Here is a 24,911-nt window from a genome sequence, read left to right as displayed (position 1 = left end):
CTACGGCAAGGCAGGAAACCACTGCACACCCGGGCCATGCATAGCAAACACAACGTAAGTTATTGATTCTTAAACGATAGAACAACATGGCATAAGATCTGCTATGTAGTATTCAGGTCAAGCCAACGGCGGCTTGCACGGACAACGGCGTCCAGTTACCCCTAGCCATATGGCATTGGGAAACTGTGACGCCGTTTTGTTTTGGTACACAAAATTCATTCCATATTCTCTATCCCCTGGAGTCAATCATGACGGAGAAATTCAATGCAAACCCCGGCCGACGTAGCTTCCTCATGCAAGGTGCCGCAATGAGTGGTGCAGCTGCCATAAGCAACTTGCTGCCTGCCACGGCATGGGCTGCGGGCAGCGATAAGCCGGAGCTTGCGGAAGTGAATATTGGCTTCATTCCCCTGACAGACTGTTCTTCAGTAGTGATGGCCAGCGTACTGGGGCTGGATAAAAAATATGGCATCAAGATCAACCCAAGCAAAGAGGCTTCCTGGGCAGGGGTACGCGATAAGCTCGTCAATGGAGAACTTCATGCAGCCCACGCCCTGTATGGCCTGGTATATGGTCTGCACCTCGGCATTGGTGGGCCAAAGAAGGACATGGCGGTACTGATGACGCTCAACAACAACGGGCAAGCCATCACGCTATCGAACGAATTGCGTGACAAAGGCGCCAAGGATGGCGCTGCACTTGCCAAACTGATCGCAAAAAAAGAACGCGAATTCACCTTTGCACAAACCTTCCCCACCGGCACCCATGCCATGTGGTTATATTACTGGTTGGCTGCCAACGGCATCAATCCACTCAAAGATGTGAAAACCATTGTTGTGCCGCCTCCGCAAATGGTTGCCAACATGCGGGTAGGTAACATGGATGGCTACTGCGTAGGCGAACCGTGGAACCAACGCGCTATCATCGACAAGATCGGCTTCACCGTTACCACCTCGCAAAACATCTGGCCTGATCACCCTGAAAAAGTACTGGGCACTACAGCAGATTTCGTTGCCAAATATCCCAATACTGCACGTGCCATGATTTGTGCGGTACTGGAAGCATCCATGTGGATCGACGCCAGCGCGTCCAATCGCAGCAAAACCGCAGAAACCGTGTCGGCCAAGGCCTATATCAATACCGACACCGACGTGATTCGTGGCCGCATGATCGGACAATATGAAGATGGATTAGGCAAGAGCTGGTCCGATAAAAACTTCATGAAATTCTACAACGATGGTCTGGTGAACTTTCCTTACCTCTCAGATGGCATGTGGTTCCTCACCCAACACAAGCGCTGGGGCTTGCTCAAGGAGGACATCGATTACCTCGCAATCGCCAGAAAAATCAACCAGATTGCGCTGTACAAACAGGCTGCAGCCATCGTCAAAGCCCCTATTCCCAAAAACGATATGCGTGTGAGCAAACTAATCGACGGCACTATTTGGGATGGTAAAGATCCCAAGAAATATGCAAGCAGTTTTGCCATTAAGGCCTGATAGCCCCTACTCAACAGGAGCACTCATCATGAGTACAACCCCTCTGCCCACGCTGCCTGACGGCACGCAAGCCGCGCCCCCAAGTGCGGCCCCCAGCGTCAAGGAGCCCGTCATCACCATGCTCAAAACCATTGCTCCTCAAAAAAACGGGGGCCGCATCCTCGCAAAGCTCAATGACTCACTCGGCATACTTATGCATACCGTCTTACCCCCGCTACTCGGCTTCGTACTGCTGTTGGGTATCTGGTCCATTGTATCGATGACCAACAAGGGGATCCCGACTCCGCAGACCGTATGGCATGCGGCCGTCGTACTCTTTTCCGATCCATTCTACAGCAATGGCCCAAATGACCAGGGCATTGGCTGGAACATCCTCTCCTCACTACGCCGCGTAGGCATAGGTTTTGGTATTGCCGCGATGGTCGGGATTCCAATGGGCTTCCTGCTGGGTCGCTTCCAGTTCCTCTCGCGAGCACTGGACCCGATTATCTCGCTACTACGGCCGGTCTCTCCCCTGGCTTGGCTGCCTATCGGCTTACTGGTGTTCAAGCGCGCCGACCCGGCTGCGACCTGGACGATCTTTATCTGCTCAATCTGGCCGATGATCCTTAACACCGCACAAGGGGTACAGCGTGTACCGCAAGACTATATGAACGTGGCACGCGTACTGAATCTCTCCGAACTCAAGATCATCACCAAGATTCTCTTCCCCGCAGTGTTGCCCTACATGCTCACAGGCATCCGGCTCTCCATTGGCACGGCATGGCTGGTGATCGTAGCCGCCGAGATGCTCACCGGTGGGGTCGGCATTGGTTTTTGGGTCTGGGATGAGTGGAACAACCTCAAAGTCGAGCACATCATCATCGCCATCTTTGTGATCGGTCTGGTCGGGCTGCTACTTGAACATGCCCTGCTATGGATCGCCCGCCGCTTCAGCTACGAAAGCAACTGAGATTGAAGGAAAATCCATCATGAAACCGCTAGTACAAATTGAACAGGTCTCGATGTCTTTTGCCACCAAGCAAGGCAAGTTCGTGGCACTGCGAGACATCAACCTCAAGATCCATGAAGGCGAAGTCGTTTCATTGATTGGGCATTCGGGCTGTGGCAAATCAACTCTGCTCAATCTCATCGCCGGACTGACGCTCCCCACCGAAGGCGCATTAATCTGCAATGGACGCGAGATAGCAGGCCCTGGGCCTGAGCGTGCTGTGGTTTTTCAGAATCACTCTTTGCTGCCCTGGATGAGTTGTTTTGAGAATGTCTACCTTGGTGTGGAACGGGTTTTTGGTGCCAAGGAGAACAAAGCCCGTTTGCGCGAACGCACCCAAACCGCCATCGAGATGGTGCACATGGGGCATGCGGCCAGCAAATATCCCAATGAGATTTCAGGCGGGATGAAGCAACGCATCGGTATCGCGCGTGCATTTGCGATGGAACCCAAAATCCTGCTCATGGATGAACCTTTCGGAGCCCTGGATGCGCTGACCCGCGCCGCGCTGCAGGATGAACTCAATGGCGTGATCCAGAAAACGGGCGCCACCGTCGTAATGGTCACCCATGATATCGACGAGGCCGCCCTGCTCTCCAACCGTGTCGTGATGCTCACCAACGGCCCGGCAGCCACGATTGGTGAGATTCTGTCAGTAAATCTTGCCCGCCCGCGCAACAGGCTCGCACTTGCCAACGATGCGGAATACAACCGCTGTCGCAGTGCGATCCTGGAATTCCTGTATCAAAAGCAAATCAGAAAGGCCGCTTGATCATGCAAAAGATGAAGCTCGTGTTGGTTGGCAACGGCATGGCGGGCATACGCACGCTGGAAGAGCTGCACAAGATAGCACCGGATATGTATGACATAACAGTATTCGGTGCAGAACCCCATCCGAACTATAACCGTATTCTGCTGTCCCCTGTGCTGGCAGGCGAGATGACGATCAAGGACATCATCCTCAACGACCTAGACTGGTATCGGGATCATGACATCCGTTTGCACACCGGTAAAAGGGTTGCCCAGATTGATCGCAAGGCACGCAAGGTCATTGCCAACGATGGTACAGAGGCCGAATACGACCGCCTACTGCTGGCTACAGGCTCGAATCCCTTCATTCTGCCGGTGCCGGGCAAAGACCTGCCAGGGGTGATCTCGTATCGAGATATAGCGGATACTGATGCAATGATCGATGCGGCCAACCGCCATCAGCATGCTGTAGTCATTGGCGCAGGGCTGCTCGGGCTGGAGGCAGCCAACGGTCTCATCCTGCGCGGCATGGATGTCACCGTGGTGCACCTGGGCGAATGGATCATGGAGCGCCAACTCGACCGTGCCGCTGGACAACTGCTGCAAAAAGCACTTGAATCCAAGGGGATGAAGTTCCGTCTCGCTGCGCAAACCGCAGAGCTGGTTGGCGGGGAATCAGGCCGAGTATGTGCACTGCGCCTCAAAAGCGGTGAGGTTCTTCCCGCCGATCTGGTAGTAATGGCCGCAGGTATCCGCCCGAACACCGAACTGGCAGAAAAGGCTGGGCTTTACTGCAATCGCGGAATCGTGGTGAGCGACACATTACAAACCTATGACCCACGCATCTACGCAGTGGGCGAATGTGCGAATCATCGTGGCACAGCTTACGGTCTGGTCGCCCCTTTGTTTGAACAAGCCAAGGTCGCCGCCAATCACCTTGCCTTGTATGGAATCGGGCGCTATGTTGGCTCGGTAACCAGCACCAAGCTCAAGGTTACCGGTATTGATGTGTTTTCTGCGGGAGACTTTTCAGGCGGAGAAAACACCGAGGACATCGTGTTCTCAGATCCCAGCATGGGGATCTACAAACGCGTTGTACTCAAAGACGACCACATCATCGGAGCCGTCATGTACGGCGATACAGCTGACGGTGCATGGTACTTCCAGATGATAAAAGATCATCAAAATGTTTCCGACATACGTAACCACTTGCTATTTGGCAAAAGCCATTTGGGCGACACCGGCCACAAAGGTCAAAACCAAGCGGCGTCCTTGCCCGACACTGCTGAAATCTGTGGCTGCAATGGCGTGTGCAAAGGCACCATCGTCAAGAGCATCAAGGAAAAAGGGCTGTTCACGCTGGACGATGTGCGCAAGCACACCAAGGCATCTAGCTCCTGCGGCTCCTGTACCGGGCTGGTGGAGCAGATTCTGGCCTCCTGCGTGGGCGGTGCTTATACCCCGGCAGATTCGACCAGCAAACCGATCTGTGCATGCACGGAACATCCGCATGGCGAAATACGACGTACCATTCGTGAGCAGCATCTAACCAGCATCCCTGCTGTAATGGAAGCCTTGAATTGGCAAACGCCAAACGGTTGTGCCACCTGTCGCCCTGCCCTGAATTATTATCTGATTTCCACTTGGCCACACGAGGCGCAAGACGACCCGCAATCACGCTTCATCAACGAACGAGCACACGCCAACATCCAAAAAGATGGTAGCTATTCAGTGGTGCCGCGCATGTGGGGTGGGCTCACGACCCCCGGCGAACTCAGGGCGATTGCCGACGCGGCAGAGAAATACCACGTTCCAACTCTCAAAGTGACCGGTGGGCAACGCATTGATCTGCTAGGGGTAAAGAAAGAAGATTTGCCAAAAATCTGGGCCGATTTCGCTGAGGCAGGAATGGTGTCTGGCCATGCCTATGGCAAAAGTCTGCGCACGGTGAAAACCTGCGTGGGTGCGGAACACTGCCGTTTTGGCACGCAGCGCTCAATGGAGATGGGCGTCAAGCTGGAAAAAATGCTCTTTGGCATGTGGAGCCCGCACAAGGTCAAGCTTGCCGTATCCGGTTGCCCACGCAATTGTGCCGAGGCTGGCATCAAAGATGTCGGCGTCATCGGCTTAGATTCCGGTTACGAACTTTATGTTGCAGGCAACGGTGGTATCAAGACCGAGGTGGCCCAGTTTTTCTGCAAGGTTAAGAATGATGCAGAAGTCATGGAATACAGCGGCGCCTTCCTGCAACTATATCGAGAAGAAGGCTTTTACCTTGAGCGCACTGTGCATTACGTAGAGCGTGTCGGGCTGGAGTATGTAAAAAGCAAAGTAGTGGAAGACGCAGCCAATCGCAAGGCCCTTTACGAACGACTGCTCTTTGCCTTGCAGGATTACAAAGACCCATGGCTGGAGCGCAGCCAGAATTCTGGCGAAGCCGTGTTGCGCCAAGCATTTGAGGACATCCCTGCGTGAAAAACCGGCGTTGGCCTCTGAGGAGAAGAAACATGAGCGAATGGGAAGAAGATGTCCCACATTTTTTTGACGACACCCAAGCCTGAATTGAACCCCAGGTAACTAACCTAACATTTAAGTGCGAGCGCGAACATGAACAACTGGAAACGAATCTGCGTCCTGACTGAGATTCCTCAACTGGGCTCCCGCGTCGTCAAGAGTACAGAACATGGCGACATCGCCATCTTTCGCACCGCGACCGATGAGGTATTCGCTCTGCATGACCAGTGTCCACATAAGCAAGGGCCACTATCGCAAGGAATAGTGCATGGCAAGCAGGTGACCTGCCCTTTGCATAGCTGGAAGATTGAACTGGAAAGTGGTAACGCCGTGGCGCCCGATATCGGCTGCACAAAGCCTTTCACAGTGAAGCTGGAAGGCGGAGACGTATTTCTGGCCCTCACTTGACCCCTTGCGACGAGGCTCCGATGATGGCTGAAACCAAAGCAACTTGTCCTTACTGCGGTGTGGGCTGCGGCATCATCATTGAACATGATGGTCAGCAGATCAATGGGGTACGCGGCGACCCAAAACATCCAGCAAATTTTGGTCGCCTGTGCACCAAGGGCAGCACCCTGCACTTAACTGCAAGGCCCGAAATGCGGCTTTTGTATCCGCAGCTACGCGTGAGCAAGGCAGAGGAGAAAACTCGAACAACCTGGGATCATGCGCTGGAAGTCGCCGCCACGCGGTTTGCTAACGTCATTACCGAGCATGGACCGGATGCAGTGGGCTTCTACATTTCAGGCCAATTGCTGACGGAGGACTACTATGTCTTCAACAAACTTGCCAAGGGCTTGATCGGCACCAACAATGTCGACACCAATTCTCGCTTATGCATGTCGAGTGCGGTAGCAGCATACAAACAGACATTGGGTGTTGATGCGCCACCTTGTGCATATGAAGATTTTGATCACACCGATTGCGTACTGATCGCCGGAGCCAACCCTGCCTACGCGCACCCAATTGCCTATCGGCGCATAGAGTCAGCCAAGGCAACCCGGCCCGAGCTGCGTATTATTGTGGTTGATCCCCGCCGCACCGACACCGCAGCCGGGGCAGACCTTCATCTAGCGATCCTGCCCGGCACCGACATCTGGCTCTTCAACGCCATGCTGCATGTATTGGTGTGGGATGGCTACGTCGATATGCCCTGGATTCGCGCCCATACCAAGGATTTTGAGGCCCTGCGCGAACATGTGCGTGAGGTCACGCCAGCGGTTGCAGCACAAATCTGCGGCGTTGCAGCAGAGGACATCGTCATGGCAGCCCGCTTGTGGGGGGAAGCGCAAGCCCCTATGTCATTGTGGTGCCAAGGCTTAAACCAGTCGCACCATGGCACCCACAACGGCACAGCATTGATTGCACTATCACTGGCCGTGGGCAAGATTGGCAAACCCGGCTGCGGCCCCTTCTCACTCACCGGGCAACCGAATGCGATGGGCGGACGTGAGGTTGGCGGACTCTCCAACATGCTCTCGGCCCATCGTGATTTAGCGAACCCGGCCCACCGTGCCGAGGTCGCTGCCTTATGGGGTGTCGACTGCGTACCGGATAAGCCCGGATTGAGTGCGGTCGACCTGTTTGAGGCTGCCCGCAGCGGCAAAATCAAGGCATTGTGGATCGCGTGCACCAACCCGGCCCACTCCATGCCCAATCAGGCACTCATCCGCGAAGCATTGAAACACTGCGAATTCGTCGTGTTGCAGGAAGCCTATGCCAACACCGAAACGGCTGCTTATGCCGACCTTCTTCTTCCTGCGCTGAGTTGGGCAGAAAAGGAAGGCACTGTTACCAACTCCGAGCGCCGGATCACTCACGTCAATGCAGCCATTGCCGGACCCGGTGAAACCCGAGCGGACTGGCGCATTGCCTGCGATTTCGCACAGATGCTGGGTGCAAAACTTGGGCGCGACAAGGGCGGAAAAATGTTCGCCTACCCCAATGCTGAGGCCATTTTCCTGGAGCATGCCTCAAGTACCCGAGGGCGCGACCTCGACATCACTGGCCTCAACTACACCATCCTCGATACGCAAGGACCCCAGCAATGGCCTTTCCCTGCTGGAGCCACCGAAGGCAAAACACGTCTGTACGCAGATAACTATTTCGAAACACCTTCGGGCAAAGCCCACTTCGTTGTGCCCAGCCCCCAACTCACGGCTGAGAGCATTGATGCACGCTACCCGATTCACCTGACTACTGGACGTCTGCGAGACCACTGGCACGGAATGAGCCGCACCGGTAAAGTTGCACGCCTGTACAGCCATGTGGATGAGCCCCGAATTGATCTATGCCGAGCAGATATGGAGAAACGCGGGCTGGGCGAAGGAGATCTGGTGCGCGTCAAAAGCCGCCGTGGTGCAATTGTTCTACGGGCGCATGCCGCAGAGGACATCCGCAGCGGTCAGGCCTTCATCGCCATGCATTGGGGGGGCAACACACTCGGTTCTTCAGGTGCCAACGAGCTGACGCTCAACACCACAGACCCCTATTCCAAACAGCCGGAATTCAAGCACGCCGCCATCCAGCTTGAAAAAGCAGATTTCCCCCACCAGGCGTTATTCATGCGCAGTGCCCTGAATGCCAAAACAGCCAATCAACTAGCCATCGAGCAAGCGGCTGCACTGGCACCTTGGCTAGAGCGCTTTGACTATGCGGCGGTATTCCTGGCAGGAAGAGAGTTCCCATGTGTGGTGCTGCGAATCGCCCACAGTCAGCCTATCCCCGCCGAATGGATAGCAGAGCTGGATACCGTCCTAGCCCTGGACGGACCGGATTGCCTTGTCTATAACGACCTCCGACGTGGCATCAGCAAAAAGGCCCAGGTAGATGAAGGTTTGCTCACCGGGCTACGACTAGTTGGCGAAACCGTCGCGTCCGGCTGGCTCAAAGAGCTGATGGTTGAACGAGCACCCACAGCAGCCGTGCGACGCTGGCTGTTTGCGCCACTGGAAGCCCTTCCCTTGCAACAGGGGACACGCGGACGCATCGTATGCAACTGTCTGAATGTATCGGAAAATGAGATTTTGGCGTGCGTGAACGCGGGAGCGGATTTGCCCGCATTGCAGCAGAAGCTACGATGTGGCACATCCTGTGGCTCCTGTGTGCCAGAACTCAAGCAGCTGCTGACGCACAAGAGAATGGCCGCTCAGCCCCACATTGGATAAAACTCGAACGAACGCGCACCCGATTGCTTGTATTGTTCTGGCGCTTGAAGAGCGGATTGCCCAAATCGAAAAGGCGCAGCCTTTGCAGAAGGCTGCGCCAACTCACTCCTCGTCACTCACACACGGCGCTCAATGGACAGCCTTGCGGCTACCCTCTGTTTTGCGGCTGCGAGTGGGTTTGCGGCGAACCGCGCCAGGATCAAACTCGCCATCCAAGCCCTTCAGGGCATCTTTACGCGCTTTGAGTGCCATTTTGAATGCACCCTCTTCTCCGTATTTCTTGACGGAGAATTTGACCCGTTTGCGTCGGCCATCGGGTAGCGGCCAGGATGCCACCCAAAACCAGCGCTGTTTTTCTTCCGGCAGGTCACGAGTTTCCGAGGCACAATACCGGCATACCCCGACGACACCAGAACGGTTGTTCTTTTTGACGATGTTGGAATATTCGCGCATAGAGAACGGGGGGTTCTTGGCAATCACCTCGTCGCGGTAGCTTTTGGCGGCAATGAAAGATTTCTGCTTGCCCCCATGAACCCCGTCACTAAAGTGCTTGCGGAAGATCACGCCGCGTCGCTGCACAGTTACAAGCCAGCCATGGGTGCGGCTGACCTCGTTGTCTACCCTACTGATTCCGTACACACTGCCTCGGCTCACTTCATACCTCCATCTATCGGTGGTTACGGCGGCGATGTAGCTGTTTTCGGCGCAGTACAGGCAAAACTTTAGGGGCTGACTTGACTTTTCAACACAAATTCAAACTTCACCCAGTTTTTGTGGCAGGAAATGAAACGGCTCCGCCCCATTGGCAAGTTTGCGGAAGCCTTCTCTCACACCGGCGCCCGGTGCCACGCAGGGCAGTATCCCCCCATCAGGAATTCAAGGATGCCTTTGGTCTGTCGGTATTACAGGTACAAACCGGCCTGTATTGCAGAGAGCCGAAGGAGAAACGCATGAAAATCACTGATTCCATGCTGCAGATGCAGAGCAGCAGCTATGCCTACACACGTTCCACTCAGGAACATGAGCTCGAAATATCTGTCCGTACCCCCAACAGCAGCACGGCTTCACCCAATAGCAATGCAGAGGCTTCAACACTTGTCAGCCTATCTTCCACCGCATTGAGCAGTCAACAGGCGAACGACACTATGGACCCGCGCCTGAGCCTATTGATTGCTGTCATCGAGAAACTAACTGGTCATAAAATCAAGATCATCAATCTATCGGACGTGCAGGGAGAAAATAACTCAACGCAGGCAGCCCAAAGTACAGCACCCACAAGCACTACGCCCAGCACGGAGTGGTCCATCCATTTTTCATCCACCTCCGTCCATGAAGAGGTGCAACAGACCAGCTATCAGGCAAAAGGCAATGTCACGACTGCCGACGGGCGCTCCATCAGTTTCGATGTAGGCTTGATGATGCAGCGTTATGAACGCACTGAAATCTCAAGCAGCTTCGATGCAACCAATGCCCCCAAGAGCAAAGACCCGCTCGTGCTAAACCTCTCCACCGATCAGGTCAGACTAACGGGCAACAGCGTCGCGTTCGATCTCAATTCAGATGGCAGCAAAGAAAAACTTGCCACGCTTGCCTCGGGAAGTGCCTACTTGGTGCTCGACCGTAACCATAATGGCAAGATTGACAACGGCAGTGAGCTGTTCGGCCCAAGCAGTGGGAATGGTTTCAGTGATTTGAGCCAACTAGACTCGGACCATAACGGCTGGATCGACGAGAATGACGCAGCGTACTCGCAACTTGCCGTATGGAATCCTGGCGGCACCATGGAGTCACTCGCTAATGCAGGCGTTGGCGCCATAGCCCTGCAAAATAGCGCAACGCCCTACACGATCAAAGAAGGGGGCAAGGAATTGGGCAATGTGCGTGCCACCGGGGTCTTCCTGACAGAATCCGGTGAGGCCAGGACTATCCAGCAGGTCGACATGGTCGTGTAAAAGCCGCGGGTGGAGAGCGCTGGCAAAGCTCTCCACCTTCCCTGATTTATCGTGGCCGGGCATCCCAGATTTTTTGCAGGCGTTTCACACTCACGGGCATCGGCGTCTTGAGTTCCTGGGCAAAAAGCCCGACACGCAACTCTTCAAGCAACCAACGGAATTCTTCCAGTTGTGTGTCCAGCACGCCTGCCTTCTGTTTGGCCAGCCATTCTCGCTCCCACGGGCCCGCCAGGGATTTCCAGTCAGCCATCAACTGAGCATCACGGCTGGGGTTGGCGCGGAGTTTCTCGATACGCACATTGGCCGCCTTCAAATAGCGCTGGAAATGCGCCAAACGTTCAAACGGCCAGAACACCAGGAAATTCTTGGGCAGGAGCTTGCCAATCTGCCCTTGCAAATCTGTCAGCACCTCGGGAAAACCCTTAAGATTGGCAAAGCGTTTTTGCAATGCAGCGTGCTCGCCCAGTAACGTTGTAGTCAAACGCATCAGTTCCTGGGCAACCAGACTAATGCGTGTTTTGGCTTCCTGCGCACGTTGCTCAAAGCTGGCCTGATCCTTTGGCAAGGGGGCAAGCAAACAGGTGCGGACCAGGGTAGCCTCCACCAAGTAGGCCTTGAGTTCAGCATCGCTACCAAAGGGCATGAACTGCAAAGCCAGCTCACGCAAACCGGGCAGGCGCTCAACTGCCTTGACCTGATCCTTGAGGTTCAGCGCGAACAGGCGTACCAAGCCTTTACGATGTACGCGTGCAGCTTCGTCTTCGGTATCGCATGGACACAGGCTGACCGAGTTGCCGTCATCTTGCAGCGCGGGGAATCCGATCAGGCTGCGGTTGCCCACTTTCACCTCCAGCAATTCCGGCAGCTCGCCGAAGCTCCAGGCGGTCAGCCCGCTCAATGGGGTGGGAGCAGAAATAGGCGCGGCTTCCAACTTGTTTGAAGGCTCCGAACGATGGCCGTTTCTGGAGTCTCCCACTTTGCTTTGCTCTGGCGCCGCCCCCTCCGTCTTGAGGTTCAGCGCCGCCAGTTGTGCGCCCAGTGATCCTTCCACTTGGGCGGCACGGAAAGCAGCAGCAACCTGATCTTTGAGCTGCATACGCAATTCAGCCAGATTGCGTGATTGCCCCAACACCCGCCCATGCTCATCAATGACGCGGAAATTCATGAAGAAATGCGGGTTGAGGTTCTCGGCCCGGAAGCTGGCAAGCTCCAACTTCAGGCTGACGCGGTCCTCCACGAAGCGCTGCAGCGCTCGCGCCAATGGCTCGTCTTGCGAATACACCGCCTCCGCCACCGCAGCGAGAAAATCCTGCGTACTCTCGGAAATCGGCTGCAAGCGATGACGATGCTTCTGGGGAACAGTCTTGAGCAAGGCAACAACCTTGTCTTCTAGCATCCCCGGCACCAGCCATTCGCAACGGTTGCCTGGCACTTGGTTCAGCATGGCCACGGGCACCGTCATCGTGACGCCGTCATCGGCTTCCTTAGGCTCATGCACATAGCTCAGGCGTAGCTTTTGCCCCATCACTTCCAGGCTGGCGGGGAATTTGTCACTCGTCGCGCCCGCCGCCTCATGGCGCATCAATTGTTCGCGCTCAAGGTGCAAACACTTGGGCTCCTTGCGTTCCGCCTGTTTACGCCACACTTCAAAGGAGCGGAGATCCATAACTTCGACAGGAATCTGCGCGTCATAGAAAGCCTCGATCAAGGCTTCGTCGACAAGCAGATCGGGGCGGCGCATCTTCTGTTCCAGACGCTCAATTTCCGCAATTAGACGCCGGTTATGCACGAAAAACGGCATATTCCGTGCAAAAGTTTCATCGATTTCACCCTGCACCAGACCATCCCGGATCAATAGCGTGCGGCACAGAGCAGGATCTTCCTTGTCATACCCGCATGCGCGACGGGCATACAGGGTAATACCGTGCAACACACCACGCTCCCAGGCCCGTACCGCCCCCTTGGCTTTTTCCCAATGCGGCTCATATACACTCTTGCGCAGCAGGTGGGCGCCCACTTCCTCAAGCCATTCCGGTTCAATCTTGGCAACGCATCGGGCATATAGCCGAGAGGTATCGATCAATTCCGCCGCAATCAACCATTTGCCTGCACGCTTGGCCATGAAGGAACCAGGATGCGGCCAGAACTTGATGCCACGCGCGCCCTGATAGGCGCCGACAAACGGCCCGCTAGCATCTTCAATCTTGACCCCGATATGCCCCAGCAAACCGCTCAGCAGCGCTTTGTGGATGTCTTCATAACTTGCGGTTTTGTCACTTTCCTTCCACCCATGTTCAGCACACAAGGCGTGAAGTTGGCCATGAATGTCACGCCACTCACGCATACGCAGCCAGGAAAGGAAATGCTGCTTGCACCATGCCTTTTGCTTACTGGAAGATTCATGCTTCCAGACCTGATCGAAGGCCTGCCACACATTCCAATACCACAGGAATTCGCTACGTGGATCGCCTTTTTCCTCTGGCGCGGTGCGAAAACGTGCGTGGGCCTGATCTGCCGTGCCGGGCTGCTCAGGCGGACGCTCACGTGGGTCTTGCACCGACAAAGCCGCAGCAATCACCAACACTTCTCGCAAGGCGCCACGATCCCGAGCGGCCAGAATCATGCGCCCAATCTTGGGGTCCAGCGGCAGCTTGGCCAGCTCTCGCCCGATAGGCGTTAGCTCATTGTCATCATCAACAGCGCCCAGTTCATTGAGAAGCTGATAGCCATCGCTGATCATGCGCGGGCTGGGGGCGTCGATAAAGGGGAAATCCTCCACCGCCCCCAAGCGTAACGACTTCATCCGCAGGATGACCCCGGCCAGGGATGAGCGCAACACCTCCGGGTCGGTATGGGCAGCGCGGCGGTTGAAGTCCTCTTCGTCATACAGACGTATGCAGATTCCATCCTCAACCCGCCCACATCGCCCAGCGCGCTGCTTGGCGGCACTCTGGGCAATTTTTTCGATCTGCAACAATTCCACCTTGTTGCGATGCGAATAACGATTCACCCGCGCCAAACCTGCATCAACCACATAGCGGATACCGGGCACAGTCAGAGAGGTCTCGGCTACGTTGGTTGCCAAGATCACACGCCGCCCATTTGAGCGGGAAAACACCCGTATCTGCTCCTGCGCTGACTGACGCGCAAACAGCGGCAAAATCTCGCCCCCTGGGGCGTGGTGCCCAACCAGATCCTTGCGCAACGCCTCGGCGGCCTCACGAATCTCGCGTTCTCCTGGCAAAAAAACCAGTACATCACCTGGGCCTTCGCGTTGCAATTCGGCTACGGCATCAACAATCGCCTCATACAGATCACGATTGGGATTGCGGTTTCTGGCCGTATTGATCCGAACCCCGGCACGTGGCGCGGGTTTGGCTTCGGCTTCTTCCTCATCTTCAATAGGGCGGTAACGTAGCTCAATGGGATACAGACGCCCGGAGACTTCAATCACCGGCGCAGGCTTGCCATGGCTGGCAAAATGTTGAGCAAAGCGCTCGGCATCCAGCGTAGCAGAGGTAACAATCACCTTGAGATCGGGCCGACGCGGCAAGAGTTGGCGCAGATAGCCTAAAAGGAAATCGATATTGAGGCTGCGCTCATGCGCCTCATCAATGATCAAAGTGTCATAGGCAGACAGCATCGGGTCTCCTTGCGTCTCCGCAAGCAGGATGCCATCAGTCATCAACTTGATGTAACTCTCGGCTTTGGTGTGGTCAGTAAAACGCACCTTGAAGCCGACTGCGTCCCCCAACTCGCTGCCCAACTCTTCGGCTATCCGCGTAGCGGTAGCCCGTGCAGCCAGACGACGGGGCTGGGTATGGCCAATCAGGCCCGATTCACCCCGGCCGAGTTCCAGACAAATCTTGGGAAGCTGTGTGGTTTTGCCCGACCCTGTCTCACCACAAATGATCACAACCTGGTGTTCGCCAATCGCCTTCGCAATTTCCTCCCGCCGTTGATTGACGGGTAGCGCTGCAGGGAAACTTGGGCGTGGAAGTTTTTCACGCCGGGCTGTACGCGTAGCGATCGACTTCTCAAAACGCTCACGCAAGGCCTCTGGCAGATCAACCAGCTTGCGTGCAGGCCCCTTGAGTTCGCGCAAAGCGCGGCGCAAGGTGGAGCGATCACGGGAGAGAACGAGGTCTAGCAGATCTGGAGCGGACATCTATCGGGCGTGATTTACGCAAATGCAATCAGGGCCGACATTCTACCCGCCTCATCCTGCCATCAGGCAATCCGAATCAGTGGGAGCGACGAACCTGGGTCCGAACGGGGGAAGGACCGCCTGATGAACGACCTTCGATGTGGCGGAACGTGATGCGCCCCTTGTTCAGATCATAGGGAGACAACTCCAGGGAGACCTTGTCTCCAGCAAGAATGCGGATGTGGTGCTTGCGCATTTTGCCGGAAGTATAGGCAACCAGCTGGTGTCCGTTTTCGAGCGTGACACGGAAGCGCGAATCAGGCAGAACCTCATCAACGACCCCGTTCATTTCGATCAATTCTTCTTTTGCCATGTCTTATATGCTCCTTGCTTGAGCCAGGTCTCGATCCGCGAGAAAACGGATCGACGGTGCAGGTGGCAGAAATGCCTCACCTGTACACCTTGCCGATCGCATTCTGATTGCCAGAGCGGGAAGAGATTCAAAATGAAAAAGAAAAAGCCCGGCTGGTGCCAGGCTCCTTCATTGGCAAGCATAGTATGGGCAAAATCAAAGCCTTGTTGCAGGCTGGGACTCCCTCCAATACTTGCTTGCAACGCGTCTTATTCTGCGGCGCGGATGTTTGATGCTTGCTCGCCCTTGGGGCCGCTCACAATATCAAAGGTCACGCGTTGATTTTCCTTCAGTGTCTTGAAACCACCACCTTGAATTGCCGAAAAGTGGGCAAAGAGATCCTTGCCACCACCATCGGGGGTGATGAAGCCAAAACCTTTAGAATCATTGAACCACTTTACGATGCCTGTTGCCATGTCTTGTATATCCTGAAAAATTAAAACCAAGGGACCTGCCCTTTGTGGGCGAAGCTCAAGACAGCGGGATGATGAGGGAGGAAATACCAGAAGACTCAGGCACTTACGCCAAACAACAGCAGCACAACTTGAAGATCGCTCTATTACTGTGCTCCTTATTTTGGTATTTGGCAAATAAAATCGCACTTTGTGCCACAAATAGTTTCACTGCCCTGTCGTCGTCAGCGGGCTCAGAGACTGCTTTGCCCCCGCCAGCAGCGCTTTACCCAGGCTGCCAATCAGCTCTGACTCAAGTAACCATGTATGCCAGTACAAGGGAACCGAGGCTGGCACGCGAGGGGTGATATCCACCAAAATGCCTTCATCCAGCAGACTTTGGCATTGGGCCAGCGGCGACATTCCATAACCATAGCCCAACACTGCAGCTTGCAGATAGGCTTCGAAAGCCGGAACAAAATGGTGTGGAAAACGCGGCTCGCTCCACCCCAGGCAACGGCGCAGATGGTCTGTCTGCAAGGCATCCCGGCGATTGAACACCAGCACGGGGGCCACTCGCGCAGCGCCGACATCCAGCCCATTTGGAAAATAGCGGCGAGCAAATGCTGGAGACGCCACGCACTTATAAGGCATTTCACCCAAGGCAACGGCCACAAAACCCTTTGCAGCCTCAGGGTCTGAAGTGATTGACCCCACCACCTCCCCATTACGCAGGCGTACCTGGGTTTGTGTCTGATCGTCGACCACAAACTCCAACATCACTTCGTAGCGGTCCATCCAGTCCTTCAGCGCTGGCAAAACCCAGGTCCCCAGGCTGTCAGCGTTGACGGCAATGCGCAGATGCCCTTGAGTCAGGCTCCCAGCCACTTCTGGCCACACCTCCATGGCGAGCAAGCGGGTTTGCCGCGCAAATCGCAAAAGGGGCTGTGCCGCAGGCGTGGGGCGAACCGGGCGGGTACGAAACAGCAAAGGCAGCCCAACCTGGGACTCCAACGCTCGGATTCGTTGTGAAACGGCCGATTGGGTAATCGCCAAAGCCTGCGCAGCCTTATCAAAGCTTCCCTCGGTTACCACAGCCTCCAAACATTCAAGTAAAGAGAAGTCGATATTCATTAGCCGCTCTTATGCCCCATGAAATATATGCACAATGCTAATACATCACATTATTTCTGGCTACAGTAAGCCCAGCCTTTGTAGCAACAAGAGAGAAGAAAAATGAATAGCTTCACCCACGGATTCATGGTGACCGCCGGATTGATTCTTGCAATAGGCGCCCAAAACGCCTATCTGCTGAAGCTGGGACTGACACGCCAACATGTACTACCAAGTGTACTGATCTGCATCGCCTCAGATGCCCTGCTGATAGGCCTGGGCATTGCAGGAATGGGCCGGATTCTCGATCAATGGCCACAAGTATTGTGGATTGCCACCTGGGGAGGCTCCGCATTTCTCGCCTGGTATGCATTCAATTCGCTTCGCGCTGCCTTTGCCCGTCGCAGCCTCTCCATCCAGGATGGCTTTGAGCGCATCAGCCTGCGTACTGCCACCACGATGATATTGGCCTTCACCTACCTCAACCCGCATGTATATCTAGATACGATGGTACTGATCGGCTCACTGGGCGGACGTCTGCCCAATGCGGAACGCCTGGGCTTCTGGGCAGGCTGCATTGGCGCTTCAACCGTATGGTTCATCAGCCTGGGTTTCGGCGCCCGCTGGCTTTCCCCACTGTTTGCCAACCCCCGGTCCTGGCGCGTGTTGGATGCGTTGATCGGCCTAAGCATGGGGCTGCTCGCCGTCAATCTCGTGCATTGATCGTTTGGCAGAAAGGCAAACACGGCGCCAAAGGGCCCCACCTCCCTGCGGCAATGCACATCCATACAATAGATAAACCAGCTTTTCATTGGCCCAGATTGAATTCGATTTTCAGCATGGTGGTTTTTCGTCCATTTGTCCTGCCCCGGTGATGGTTCGATAATGACGAAAAGACTCACGGACGGTTTCTATTAGCTCGGCCTCTTGCCAAGGCTTGGTAAGAAAACGATAGATCTCACCTCGGTTGATGGCCTCCGTCAAACTATCTACTGCAGTATAGCCAGAGAGTACCATACGGACCGTATCGGGATGCATTGTGCGGATACGCGCGAGCAATTCCGTACCACTCATTCCTGGCATACGTTGATCAACAATAATTACGCCGACCCGATGCTCAGCGAGAAGAGTAAGCGCCTCATGCGTGGTGGTGGCGGTGAGAATATTATAATTTTCCCTGCGCAATAAGCGTTTGAGTGAAGAAAGAATGCTTAAGTCATCATCCACCAGCAGCAAGGTAGATGCCGCTTCATTTTCAAGCACAACGTGTACTGATTGGTAGGAGCTCAGAAAGCGCGTGGTGTCATCTACGGGCATGGGATGGCTGATCAGGTAGCCCTGCGCCAAATCACATTGCATAGACCGAAGATATTGTGCTTGACCTGGATCTTCAACCCCTTCAGCGACAATTTCAAGTCCAAGACTATGCCCAAGCGCGATAATGGCCTTGACGATAGAGGCGTTACCGGCGTTGGTTGTCATATCTCGCACAAAAGATATATCCACCTTGAGTCTGTGCACCTTCAATTGTTGCAGATATCCGAGCGAAGAATAACCTGTTCCAAAATCGTCTATGGACAGTCGAACACCCAGGGTTTTAAGCTCGGTTAAAGACCTGAAAGATTGGTCCCGATCCACCATCACAAAACTTTCAGTGATTTCCAGTTCCAGCAGATTCGGGTCAATGCCCGTTTCCGCCAGAACAGTTTTAACAGAATTAACCAAATTGCCTGCACTTAACTGGACAGCGGAGATGTTGACCGCTGTTTGCCGTGGCGAAAGGCCCGCTTCGGACCATTTTTTTATTTGCAGGCATACCTCCCGCAAAACCCAATCCCCAAGCGGAATAACCAAACCACTCTCTTCCGCGAGGGGGATAAATTCATTTGGCGGGATCATTCCTCGTTCTGGGTGCCGCCAACGGACAAGTGCCTCCAGGCCAGCAATATTGCCATTATCCAGATCAATCTGTGGCTGGTAGTACACTCGCAGCTCCCCGTGTTCAAGGGCATAGCGCAGTTCCGCTTCGAGTTGCAAACGCCGCTTAGCACGATTGGTCATCTCCGGAGAGAAAAAGCGTAAGCCCCCCCTCCCCTGTTCTTTGGCTTGATGAAGTGCGGCGTCTACATTGCTGAGTAGGGTCTCAGAGTCCGTTCCATCATCAGGGTAAAGTGTAATTCCAATGCTGGCGCCCACGTAGACGTTCTGCTTGTCCAAAATGAATGGTTCTGCCAGCGCATTGATCATACGCTGCGCCATGAGATCGACTGGAATGTCTTTGACATTCTCCAGAATCACATTGAATTCATCGCCCGCAATCCGCGCAATGCTATCGCTTTCAGGCAATAGACTTTGCAAGCGCTGACTGACCTGCGTCAGCAACAGATCACCAAGCCGATGGCCTAGGCTTTCATTGATCGTAGCGAAATTATCAAGATCTATGCTGAGCAAGGCAAACTGAGACTGATTACGCTCAGCATGCAAAATGGCGTGATCAAGCAATTCAGCGAAGAGAACTCGATTAGGTAGACCAGTCAAAGGATCACGATGCGCAAGAATACGATATTTATCTTCGCTGAGCTGTAGTAGCGCCCCGCGTTGCGCCACAAGATCTTCCAGAAAACGGTGCAGCCTGGACAACTCCAAGTGGGTACGGATACGCGCACGTACTTCGTCAATATCAAAGGGTTTGGTAATGTAGTCAGCGGCTCCGACATCAAAGCCTTTGACTTTCTCTGACGTAGCATTGATGACAGTGACAAAAATAATAGGGATTCGATTGCCCATCGGAGTGGCCTTGATGCGTTTGCATACCTCATAACCATCCATACGCGGCATTACAATATCGAGCAAGATGAGATCAGGGGATATTGCGCCCTGAATGGCATCCAAGGCTTGTGCTCCAGTACGGGCAACCATGATACGGTAGTCGTCCTTGAGCACTTCGAGTAGTTCGTGGATGTTTTCGGGAATGTCGTCGACGACTAAAAGCGTGGGCGGATGGGCCGGATCAGCGTGTGCGGCAATGTTGAAGCTGATAGGGTTCTGGCGAAAACGCTTAAGCTCTAGCTGGTTGTGAATACGGGTCTTGAGCAGGTTCGGATTGACGGGCTTGGTAATGTAGTCTGCAACACCCAGTGCAAGTCCTCTTGCCTCATCGGTGGCGTCAGCCAAGGCAGTCACGAAAATAACCGGGATATTGGTGGTGGTCGGGCCAAGCTTAAGTGCAGAAAGCACTGAATAGCCATCCATACCGGGCATTTTGATGTCCAGCAAGATAAGGTCGGGTTGTGGCTGGCGGTGCGCCAGCTCAAGCGCCTTTTCACCGCTGGTGGCCGCATATAGGGAAAAATCGTCGCGCAACATCCCCATCAAAGCATGCAGATTTTCGTGGACATCGTCGACGATCAAAATGCGGGCACGTTTGTCGTTCAGGTTGGGTACTGGCTCGTTCATGACGGGGCATCCAGATAGGAGTTACTCAAATGCTGCAGTTTTTCATATGCCATATCAATTTCAAAAACATCAACCAGGTCAGAAATTGCCGCGATTTCCTGTTCAATCGAAGTTCCACGAGTTCCAGTTCGTAATTGTGCGAGTATGGGCTCTGCCTCACCAAGATCCGACTCCAATGCACACCTGAGCTGGTTCAATAGCCCACGCACAGCAGAGGGCGGAAACGGCTCAACATTAGATGAGTGGCAACTGTCATGCTCTGGGATGCGATCGATTTCACGCAGCACGTCTTGAAGATGCTCTTCCGCCTCGTTCAGAATGGCTGCATCAGGAGCGACTTTTTGCTTGAGTTGGGCATCAATAGATGAAACCAGTTCATACAGAGTCTGAACCCCGACATTTCCGGTGACGCCTTTGAGTGAATGACAGAATAATTCCGCGTCTTGCAGATTTCCAACTTCAACCAAATTGCGTATTTTTAAAATAGCATCAGCATAATTCTGGCGAAACCGTTTGAGCTGTTTCCGGTAGGCATCTGGCTTGCCGCCAATGCGACGCAGTCCGTCCCGTGCATTGACGTGAATCAACGCCTGTAGATCAGCAGGAAGACCACAGACGGGGGGTTTTGCTCCATCGGCCAATAAACCTTGCTGATCAATGCGCTGGCTAGGCAACCGAATCCACTTGGAAAGTACAAACATTAGCCGATCTGGGGCAATCGGTTTGGTGACGTGATCGTTCATGCCTGCCGCTTGACTGGCCTGGGCATCTTGTGCCATCGCAAGGGCTGTCATGGCAATAATCGGTAATGAGGAAAAACGCTCTTTGCCAGGCGTTTCTGCGAGCGCCCGAATGCGCTTAGCCGATTCCAGCCCATCCATGACCGGCATCTGGATATCCATCAAGACAGCGTCATAATCATTGGCCTGAACCTTGTCAAGCGCCTCCTGGCCATTCATCGCTTCGTCAACTTCCATGCCTTCACTGCGCAGCAACTCTGTCGCAAACTCTCGGTTGATATCATTGTCTTCAACAAGTAACAAGCGTGCGCCGACCAGTTGACCGCTGTTGGCAATCTCCGGCAATCTCGAATTACCCGGAGAATCCTGTCCCAAAATGCGGCCACGTCCGAGCACGGACAGAATTGAGTCGAGCAGCACTGACGGAGAGACGGGTTTGATCAAAAATCCGTCCACACCGGCTTGCTCTGCCAGACGAAAGACATCCTCTCGGCCATAAGCGGTAACCATGATGATTTTGGGTTGGCGAGGCAGGCTGGTTTCGCGGTGGATGCGCTGGGTGGCTTCATCACCATTCATTCCAGGCATACGCCAATCCATCAACACCAGATCATAGGGCGCCGCAGTAGCAGCCTGCAACTCCAACAGAGCAGCCGGGCCACTGGCAACGGTCATGACATCCAACTGGAAGAAGCGCAACATTTCAGTCAGAATTTCCCGAGAGACTTCATTGTCATCCACCAACAAAACCCGAATGCCCTTGAGCAAAGGCCCTGCTTGTTCAATCAGTTCCTTCTGATAGACCTGTGTCTGATGTGCGATAGGCAACCGCACAGTAAAACTGATCGTACTGCCTTTGCCCAATTGAGCGTCTTCAATCCAAATGCGCCCTCCCATCAATTCGGTCAGGCTTTTGCTGATAGCCAGCCCAAGGCCGGTTCCGCCAAATCTACGGGTAGTGGACTGGTCGCCCTGCGTAAATTTCTCAAAGAGTTGTGCCTGTGTTTCGGGACTCATCCCGATACCGGTATCGCGGACACTAATCTGCATATGCAAAGTGTTGTCACGAATACTCAGGGCGCGGAAAGCCAATTCGACTTCGCCTTTGTCGGTAAATTTTACGGCGTTTCCGCATAGGTTGAGGAGGATTTGCCCCAAACGCAATGGATCACCAATTAGGCGTGCAGGAATCGTTGGGTCATAGCGAATCAGAAACTCGATTCCCTTTTGTTCAGCTTGGAAGGCAATTGCATCCGTTAGTTGCTCAAGCACAGAATCCAGCCCGAACTCGATTTGTTCAAGATTGAGCTTGCCCGATTCGACCTTGGAAAAATCGAGTATATCGTTGATAACCCCCAGCAGTGAATGAGCGGCAGCCTGTACCTTGCACAGTTGAATACGTAGCGCAGGAGGCAAATCCTTTCTCAAGGCGAGATAGAGCATGCCTAGGATGGCATTCATGGGCGTGCGGATTTCATGGCTCATGTTAGCGAGGAAATCACTCTTGACCTGGGTAAGCCGTTCCGCCTCTTCCTTAGCAAGAAGCAATTCATCGGTACGCGCAGCGACGATACCTTCAAGGTTGTGGTTTAACTCGTTGAGCGCCTGCATGGAATCGAATAGACGCATGCGACTCTCGTTAAAGGCATTGACCAGCTCTCCCAATTCATCTGAGTAGGGATATTCAATTGCCTCCACAGGCGCGTCGTTCGGCTTGTAACGCCAGTTGGCGACCGCGAGAGAAACCTGCGTCACGGCATTGGATAAGCGATAGCGAATAGCCCATAGAATGATCAACCACAGCGCAGAAGTAATAACAAATGAATTTAGAAAAATAAACAGGCAGCCGTACTTGATACGATCCCATAACACGCTATGGTCAGAATACATTTTGAGAACCCCTATCACTTTGTTTTGGTTTTTCTGCGATGGGGCGGTAAGCAGCAATTCTGCCTGGCGGAATCGAGTGGAGAAAATGGTGTCGCCTTCTTTTGCGGCGGAGGGAACATTGCCAGACATCACCAAGGTATCGCCCGCAGCGGATTCAACCAGAACACCGCTGACGATTGCGTTCTGGCGAACTCCGGTGACGACATTCACAAGCTGCGGTTTATCCAATTCCCAAACAGCATTTGTGACGCTGGGCCCAATCGTTCGGCTCAAAGACGCCAAGTCATTGCCAATATCCCAGCTAACCGTGAAATACTGGATACCCAATTGCACCCCCGTCATGCAGAGTGCAATCAGAAGATACCATGGGAACATGGTGTAGAGCAGTCGTCTGGAAAGCGTCTGAGGGGAAAACATTCAGATTACTCCAACCACATGTTTGGATATTATTTCCACCACCAACTGGTATCCGACTCCGGTGTTTTGGGTGGCAGAACCGGGTTGGCAAGGCGGATAACCTGCCGATGTTCTTTGGCAAGCGCTGCAATCTCGTTTGAATGATATGTCTCAAACAGCTTGCGAAAAGAGCCATCTGCCAACGAGAGATTAAGTCCGCGTTCGATTCGTCGGGCCAGCGCAGCGTCTTCCTTGTTGACCCAAAAGTACACTGGGTAAGGGAAAAACAGCGCTTTGCTTTGCTCAACGACAAGTTGAGGATACCGGCTTTTACGCTCATCAAGCTCACGGGCAGCTTCATTCAATCCGCGTGGAAAGGCGTCGAAGCGGCCTCCTGCCAGCATGCCAAAAAGATTTTCATAGTTGGTAGAAGTCACCACCGTAAATCCACTCGCCTGCATGATGGGCAGATCGGCCCACTGACTGTTGAGGCCGAATGTCAATTGCTTGCGAAGCGCCTGTTCATCCATGCGGGCGATGCGAGGTTGATCAATGGCACGAATTACGAGCAGACGAAAACCCACGATGCCACGCAAGATATCGATCTTTATCGGCAGCATGAGGGATTCACGTTCAGCATTGGTACCCAGCGCGATGACATTGATTCGCCCTGACTGGAGCAACTCCATGCCACGGTTCTGGGTGATCTCATCCGCATACGGAACAAGGTGGACCGGACCATCCGTAGCCCGTGTGTGCGACAGTGCAAGCTCAAGAAGCTTCCAGCGGTACTCATAAATCGGCCCGGAAGGGAAATACTGCAAAGTTGTTTCATGACCCGCAGCCGATGTGGGCGGAGCAAATAAGCTTAGCCAAAGAATTGCTACGACCACAAACCATAAGGAGGATAAAGGGTGCAAGGTAGGGCGATGCGTAAGCGATTGGGTGTTCATGCCTTGGTTTTCCTTTGTAGCACTAGGCTTCAGCGGCTAGCCACGTCCCTGAACTGTTTCAATTTCGAGTGTAATCCTCCAAAACACAAAACTACAGTAGCAAGTACGGCATTCGATGCAGATACGGTCGTAAGGGTAGGTTTCGTTGCGGAAGGCCGTAAATGGCTTTGAACATAAGACTCCAACCCACGCGTGTGGCCGAACCCGTGAGATACGCGGATTTGGGAGTTCTGCTCATAATTCGTGGTCTGGATCACGGTGCGCGGCTCTGGATTGTGGATGATGTCAGTCAATTCAACACCCATGGCGCGATCCCCACAAACACGATCAGGCATAACCTGCTACGCGCTCAAGACGAAAACGATTGGCATACGGGCGGACTTGACAGCTGCGCAGGCAGCTCAGAAAAGCAGCGCTTGCGCCGTACCCAACTCACCGGTCTTCACTACCGCACAGCGCAAATCATTGCTTCGCCTTGTACATTGAAGCAGCAAGCAGCGCAATTAACGGTTATTATTCGCCTTTACTCTTAAAGCCCC

The 24,911-nt window shown here is 54.0% G+C and carries 17 protein-coding genes; 9 read left to right on the top strand and 8 right to left on the bottom strand.

All coding sequences use genetic code 11. From position 1 onward, the window contains the following. The first annotated feature begins 248 nt into the window (after positions 1–248). The 6 genes from B145_RS0117120 (at position 249) to B145_RS0117095 (ending at position 8,921) form a co-directional block, all read left to right on the top strand. On the top strand, positions 249–1,499 hold the full coding sequence (locus B145_RS0117120) for a CmpA/NrtA family ABC transporter substrate-binding protein (RefSeq protein ID WP_018608987.1): 1,251 nt from the start codon (positions 249–251) through the stop codon (positions 1,497–1,499). A 28-nt stretch (positions 1,500–1,527) separates the two neighbouring features. Continuing rightward, the gene (gene ntrB / locus B145_RS0117115) at positions 1,528–2,451 is read left to right on the top strand and encodes a nitrate ABC transporter permease (RefSeq protein WP_018608986.1); all 924 of its coding nucleotides are present in this window, start codon (positions 1,528–1,530) and stop codon (positions 2,449–2,451) included. A 19-nt stretch (positions 2,452–2,470) separates the two neighbouring features. After that, a complete protein-coding gene (locus tag B145_RS0117110; protein WP_018608985.1) occupies positions 2,471–3,262 on the top strand; it encodes an ABC transporter ATP-binding protein in 792 nt (263 codons plus the stop codon). Between the two features lie 2 nt (positions 3,263–3,264). Further along, a complete protein-coding gene (gene nirB / locus B145_RS0117105; RefSeq protein ID WP_026259236.1) occupies positions 3,265–5,715 on the top strand; it encodes a nitrite reductase large subunit NirB in 2,451 nt (816 codons plus the stop codon). Positions 5,716–5,847: 132 nt separating this feature from the next. Next, on the top strand, positions 5,848–6,162 hold the full coding sequence (gene nirD / locus B145_RS0117100; protein WP_018608983.1) for a nitrite reductase small subunit NirD: 315 nt from the start codon (positions 5,848–5,850) through the stop codon (positions 6,160–6,162). Between the two features lie 20 nt (positions 6,163–6,182). Continuing rightward, positions 6,183–8,921 carry a nitrate reductase gene (locus B145_RS0117095; RefSeq protein ID WP_018608982.1) on the top strand — a complete coding sequence of 913 codons (2,739 nt, stop codon included), beginning with the start codon at positions 6,183–6,185 and terminating at the stop codon, positions 8,919–8,921. 129 nt (positions 8,922–9,050) lie between these two features. On the opposite strand, the gene B145_RS0117090 is transcribed toward B145_RS0117095, so the two are convergent. Further along, positions 9,051–9,575 carry an AP2 domain-containing protein gene (locus B145_RS0117090; RefSeq protein ID WP_018608981.1) on the bottom strand — a complete coding sequence of 175 codons (525 nt, stop codon included), beginning with the start codon at positions 9,573–9,575 and terminating at the stop codon, positions 9,051–9,053. 296 nt (positions 9,576–9,871) lie between these two features. On the opposite strand from B145_RS0117090, the gene B145_RS0117085 reads away from it, so the two are divergent. Then, positions 9,872–10,873 (top strand): hypothetical protein, encoded by a 1,002-nt coding sequence (locus B145_RS0117085; protein WP_018608980.1) that lies wholly within the window; start codon positions 9,872–9,874, stop codon positions 10,871–10,873. Between the two features lie 46 nt (positions 10,874–10,919). Here the strand turns inward: B145_RS0117085 and hrpA are convergent, their stop codons facing one another. From hrpA to B145_RS0117065, 4 genes are all read right to left on the bottom strand, one after another. Continuing rightward, positions 10,920–15,041 (bottom strand): ATP-dependent RNA helicase HrpA, encoded by a 4,122-nt coding sequence (gene hrpA, locus B145_RS0117080; protein ID WP_018608979.1) that lies wholly within the window; start codon positions 15,039–15,041, stop codon positions 10,920–10,922. Positions 15,042–15,117: 76 nt separating this feature from the next. Next, on the bottom strand, positions 15,118–15,393 hold the full coding sequence (infA, locus tag B145_RS0117075) for a translation initiation factor IF-1 (RefSeq protein WP_018608978.1): 276 nt from the start codon (positions 15,391–15,393) through the stop codon (positions 15,118–15,120). Positions 15,394–15,641: 248 nt separating this feature from the next. After that, positions 15,642–15,848 carry a cold-shock protein gene (locus B145_RS0117070; protein ID WP_018608977.1) on the bottom strand — a complete coding sequence of 69 codons (207 nt, stop codon included), beginning with the start codon at positions 15,846–15,848 and terminating at the stop codon, positions 15,642–15,644. 204 nt (positions 15,849–16,052) lie between these two features. Continuing rightward, positions 16,053–16,958, bottom strand: coding sequence for a LysR family transcriptional regulator ArgP (locus B145_RS0117065; protein WP_018608976.1), 906 nt, complete (start codon positions 16,956–16,958; stop codon positions 16,053–16,055). Positions 16,959–17,060: 102 nt separating this feature from the next. Here B145_RS0117065 and B145_RS0117060 point away from each other — a divergent pair, with 102 nt between their 5' ends. Continuing rightward, positions 17,061–17,660 (top strand): LysE/ArgO family amino acid transporter, encoded by a 600-nt coding sequence (locus tag B145_RS0117060; RefSeq protein ID WP_018608975.1) that lies wholly within the window; start codon positions 17,061–17,063, stop codon positions 17,658–17,660. A gap of 111 nt (positions 17,661–17,771) precedes the next feature. Here the strand turns inward: B145_RS0117060 and B145_RS0117055 are convergent, their stop codons facing one another. Genes B145_RS0117055 through B145_RS0117045 form a run of 3 tightly spaced genes read right to left on the bottom strand, consistent with a single transcriptional unit; the run spans position 17,772 to position 24,372 of the window. Beyond that, the gene (locus B145_RS0117055; RefSeq protein ID WP_018608974.1) at positions 17,772–20,393 is read right to left on the bottom strand and encodes an EAL domain-containing protein; all 2,622 of its coding nucleotides are present in this window, start codon (positions 20,391–20,393) and stop codon (positions 17,772–17,774) included. Next, a complete protein-coding gene (locus B145_RS0117050) occupies positions 20,390–23,440 on the bottom strand; it encodes a response regulator (protein ID WP_018608973.1) in 3,051 nt (1,016 codons plus the stop codon). Before B145_RS0117050 ends, B145_RS0117055 begins: the two co-directional genes overlap by 4 nt. A gap of 29 nt (positions 23,441–23,469) precedes the next feature. Next, entirely contained in the window at positions 23,470–24,372 is a 903-nt protein-coding gene (locus tag B145_RS0117045; RefSeq protein ID WP_211209860.1) for a substrate-binding periplasmic protein, read from the bottom strand. A 161-nt stretch (positions 24,373–24,533) separates the two neighbouring features. Between B145_RS0117045 and B145_RS0117040 the strand changes: the two genes are divergently transcribed. Then, positions 24,534–24,905, top strand: a complete 372-nt coding sequence (locus B145_RS0117040) for a hypothetical protein (RefSeq protein WP_018608971.1) — start codon at positions 24,534–24,536, stop codon at positions 24,903–24,905. Positions 24,906–24,911 lie beyond the last annotated feature (6 nt).

Origin of the sequence: Uliginosibacterium gangwonense DSM 18521 (assembly GCF_000373965.1) — a bacterium.
Classification (GTDB): Bacteria; Pseudomonadota; Gammaproteobacteria; order Burkholderiales; family Rhodocyclaceae; genus Uliginosibacterium; species Uliginosibacterium gangwonense.
The sequence above is the reverse complement of the archived record's forward strand: the minus strand, read 5'-3'. Positions and strand labels throughout refer to the sequence as shown.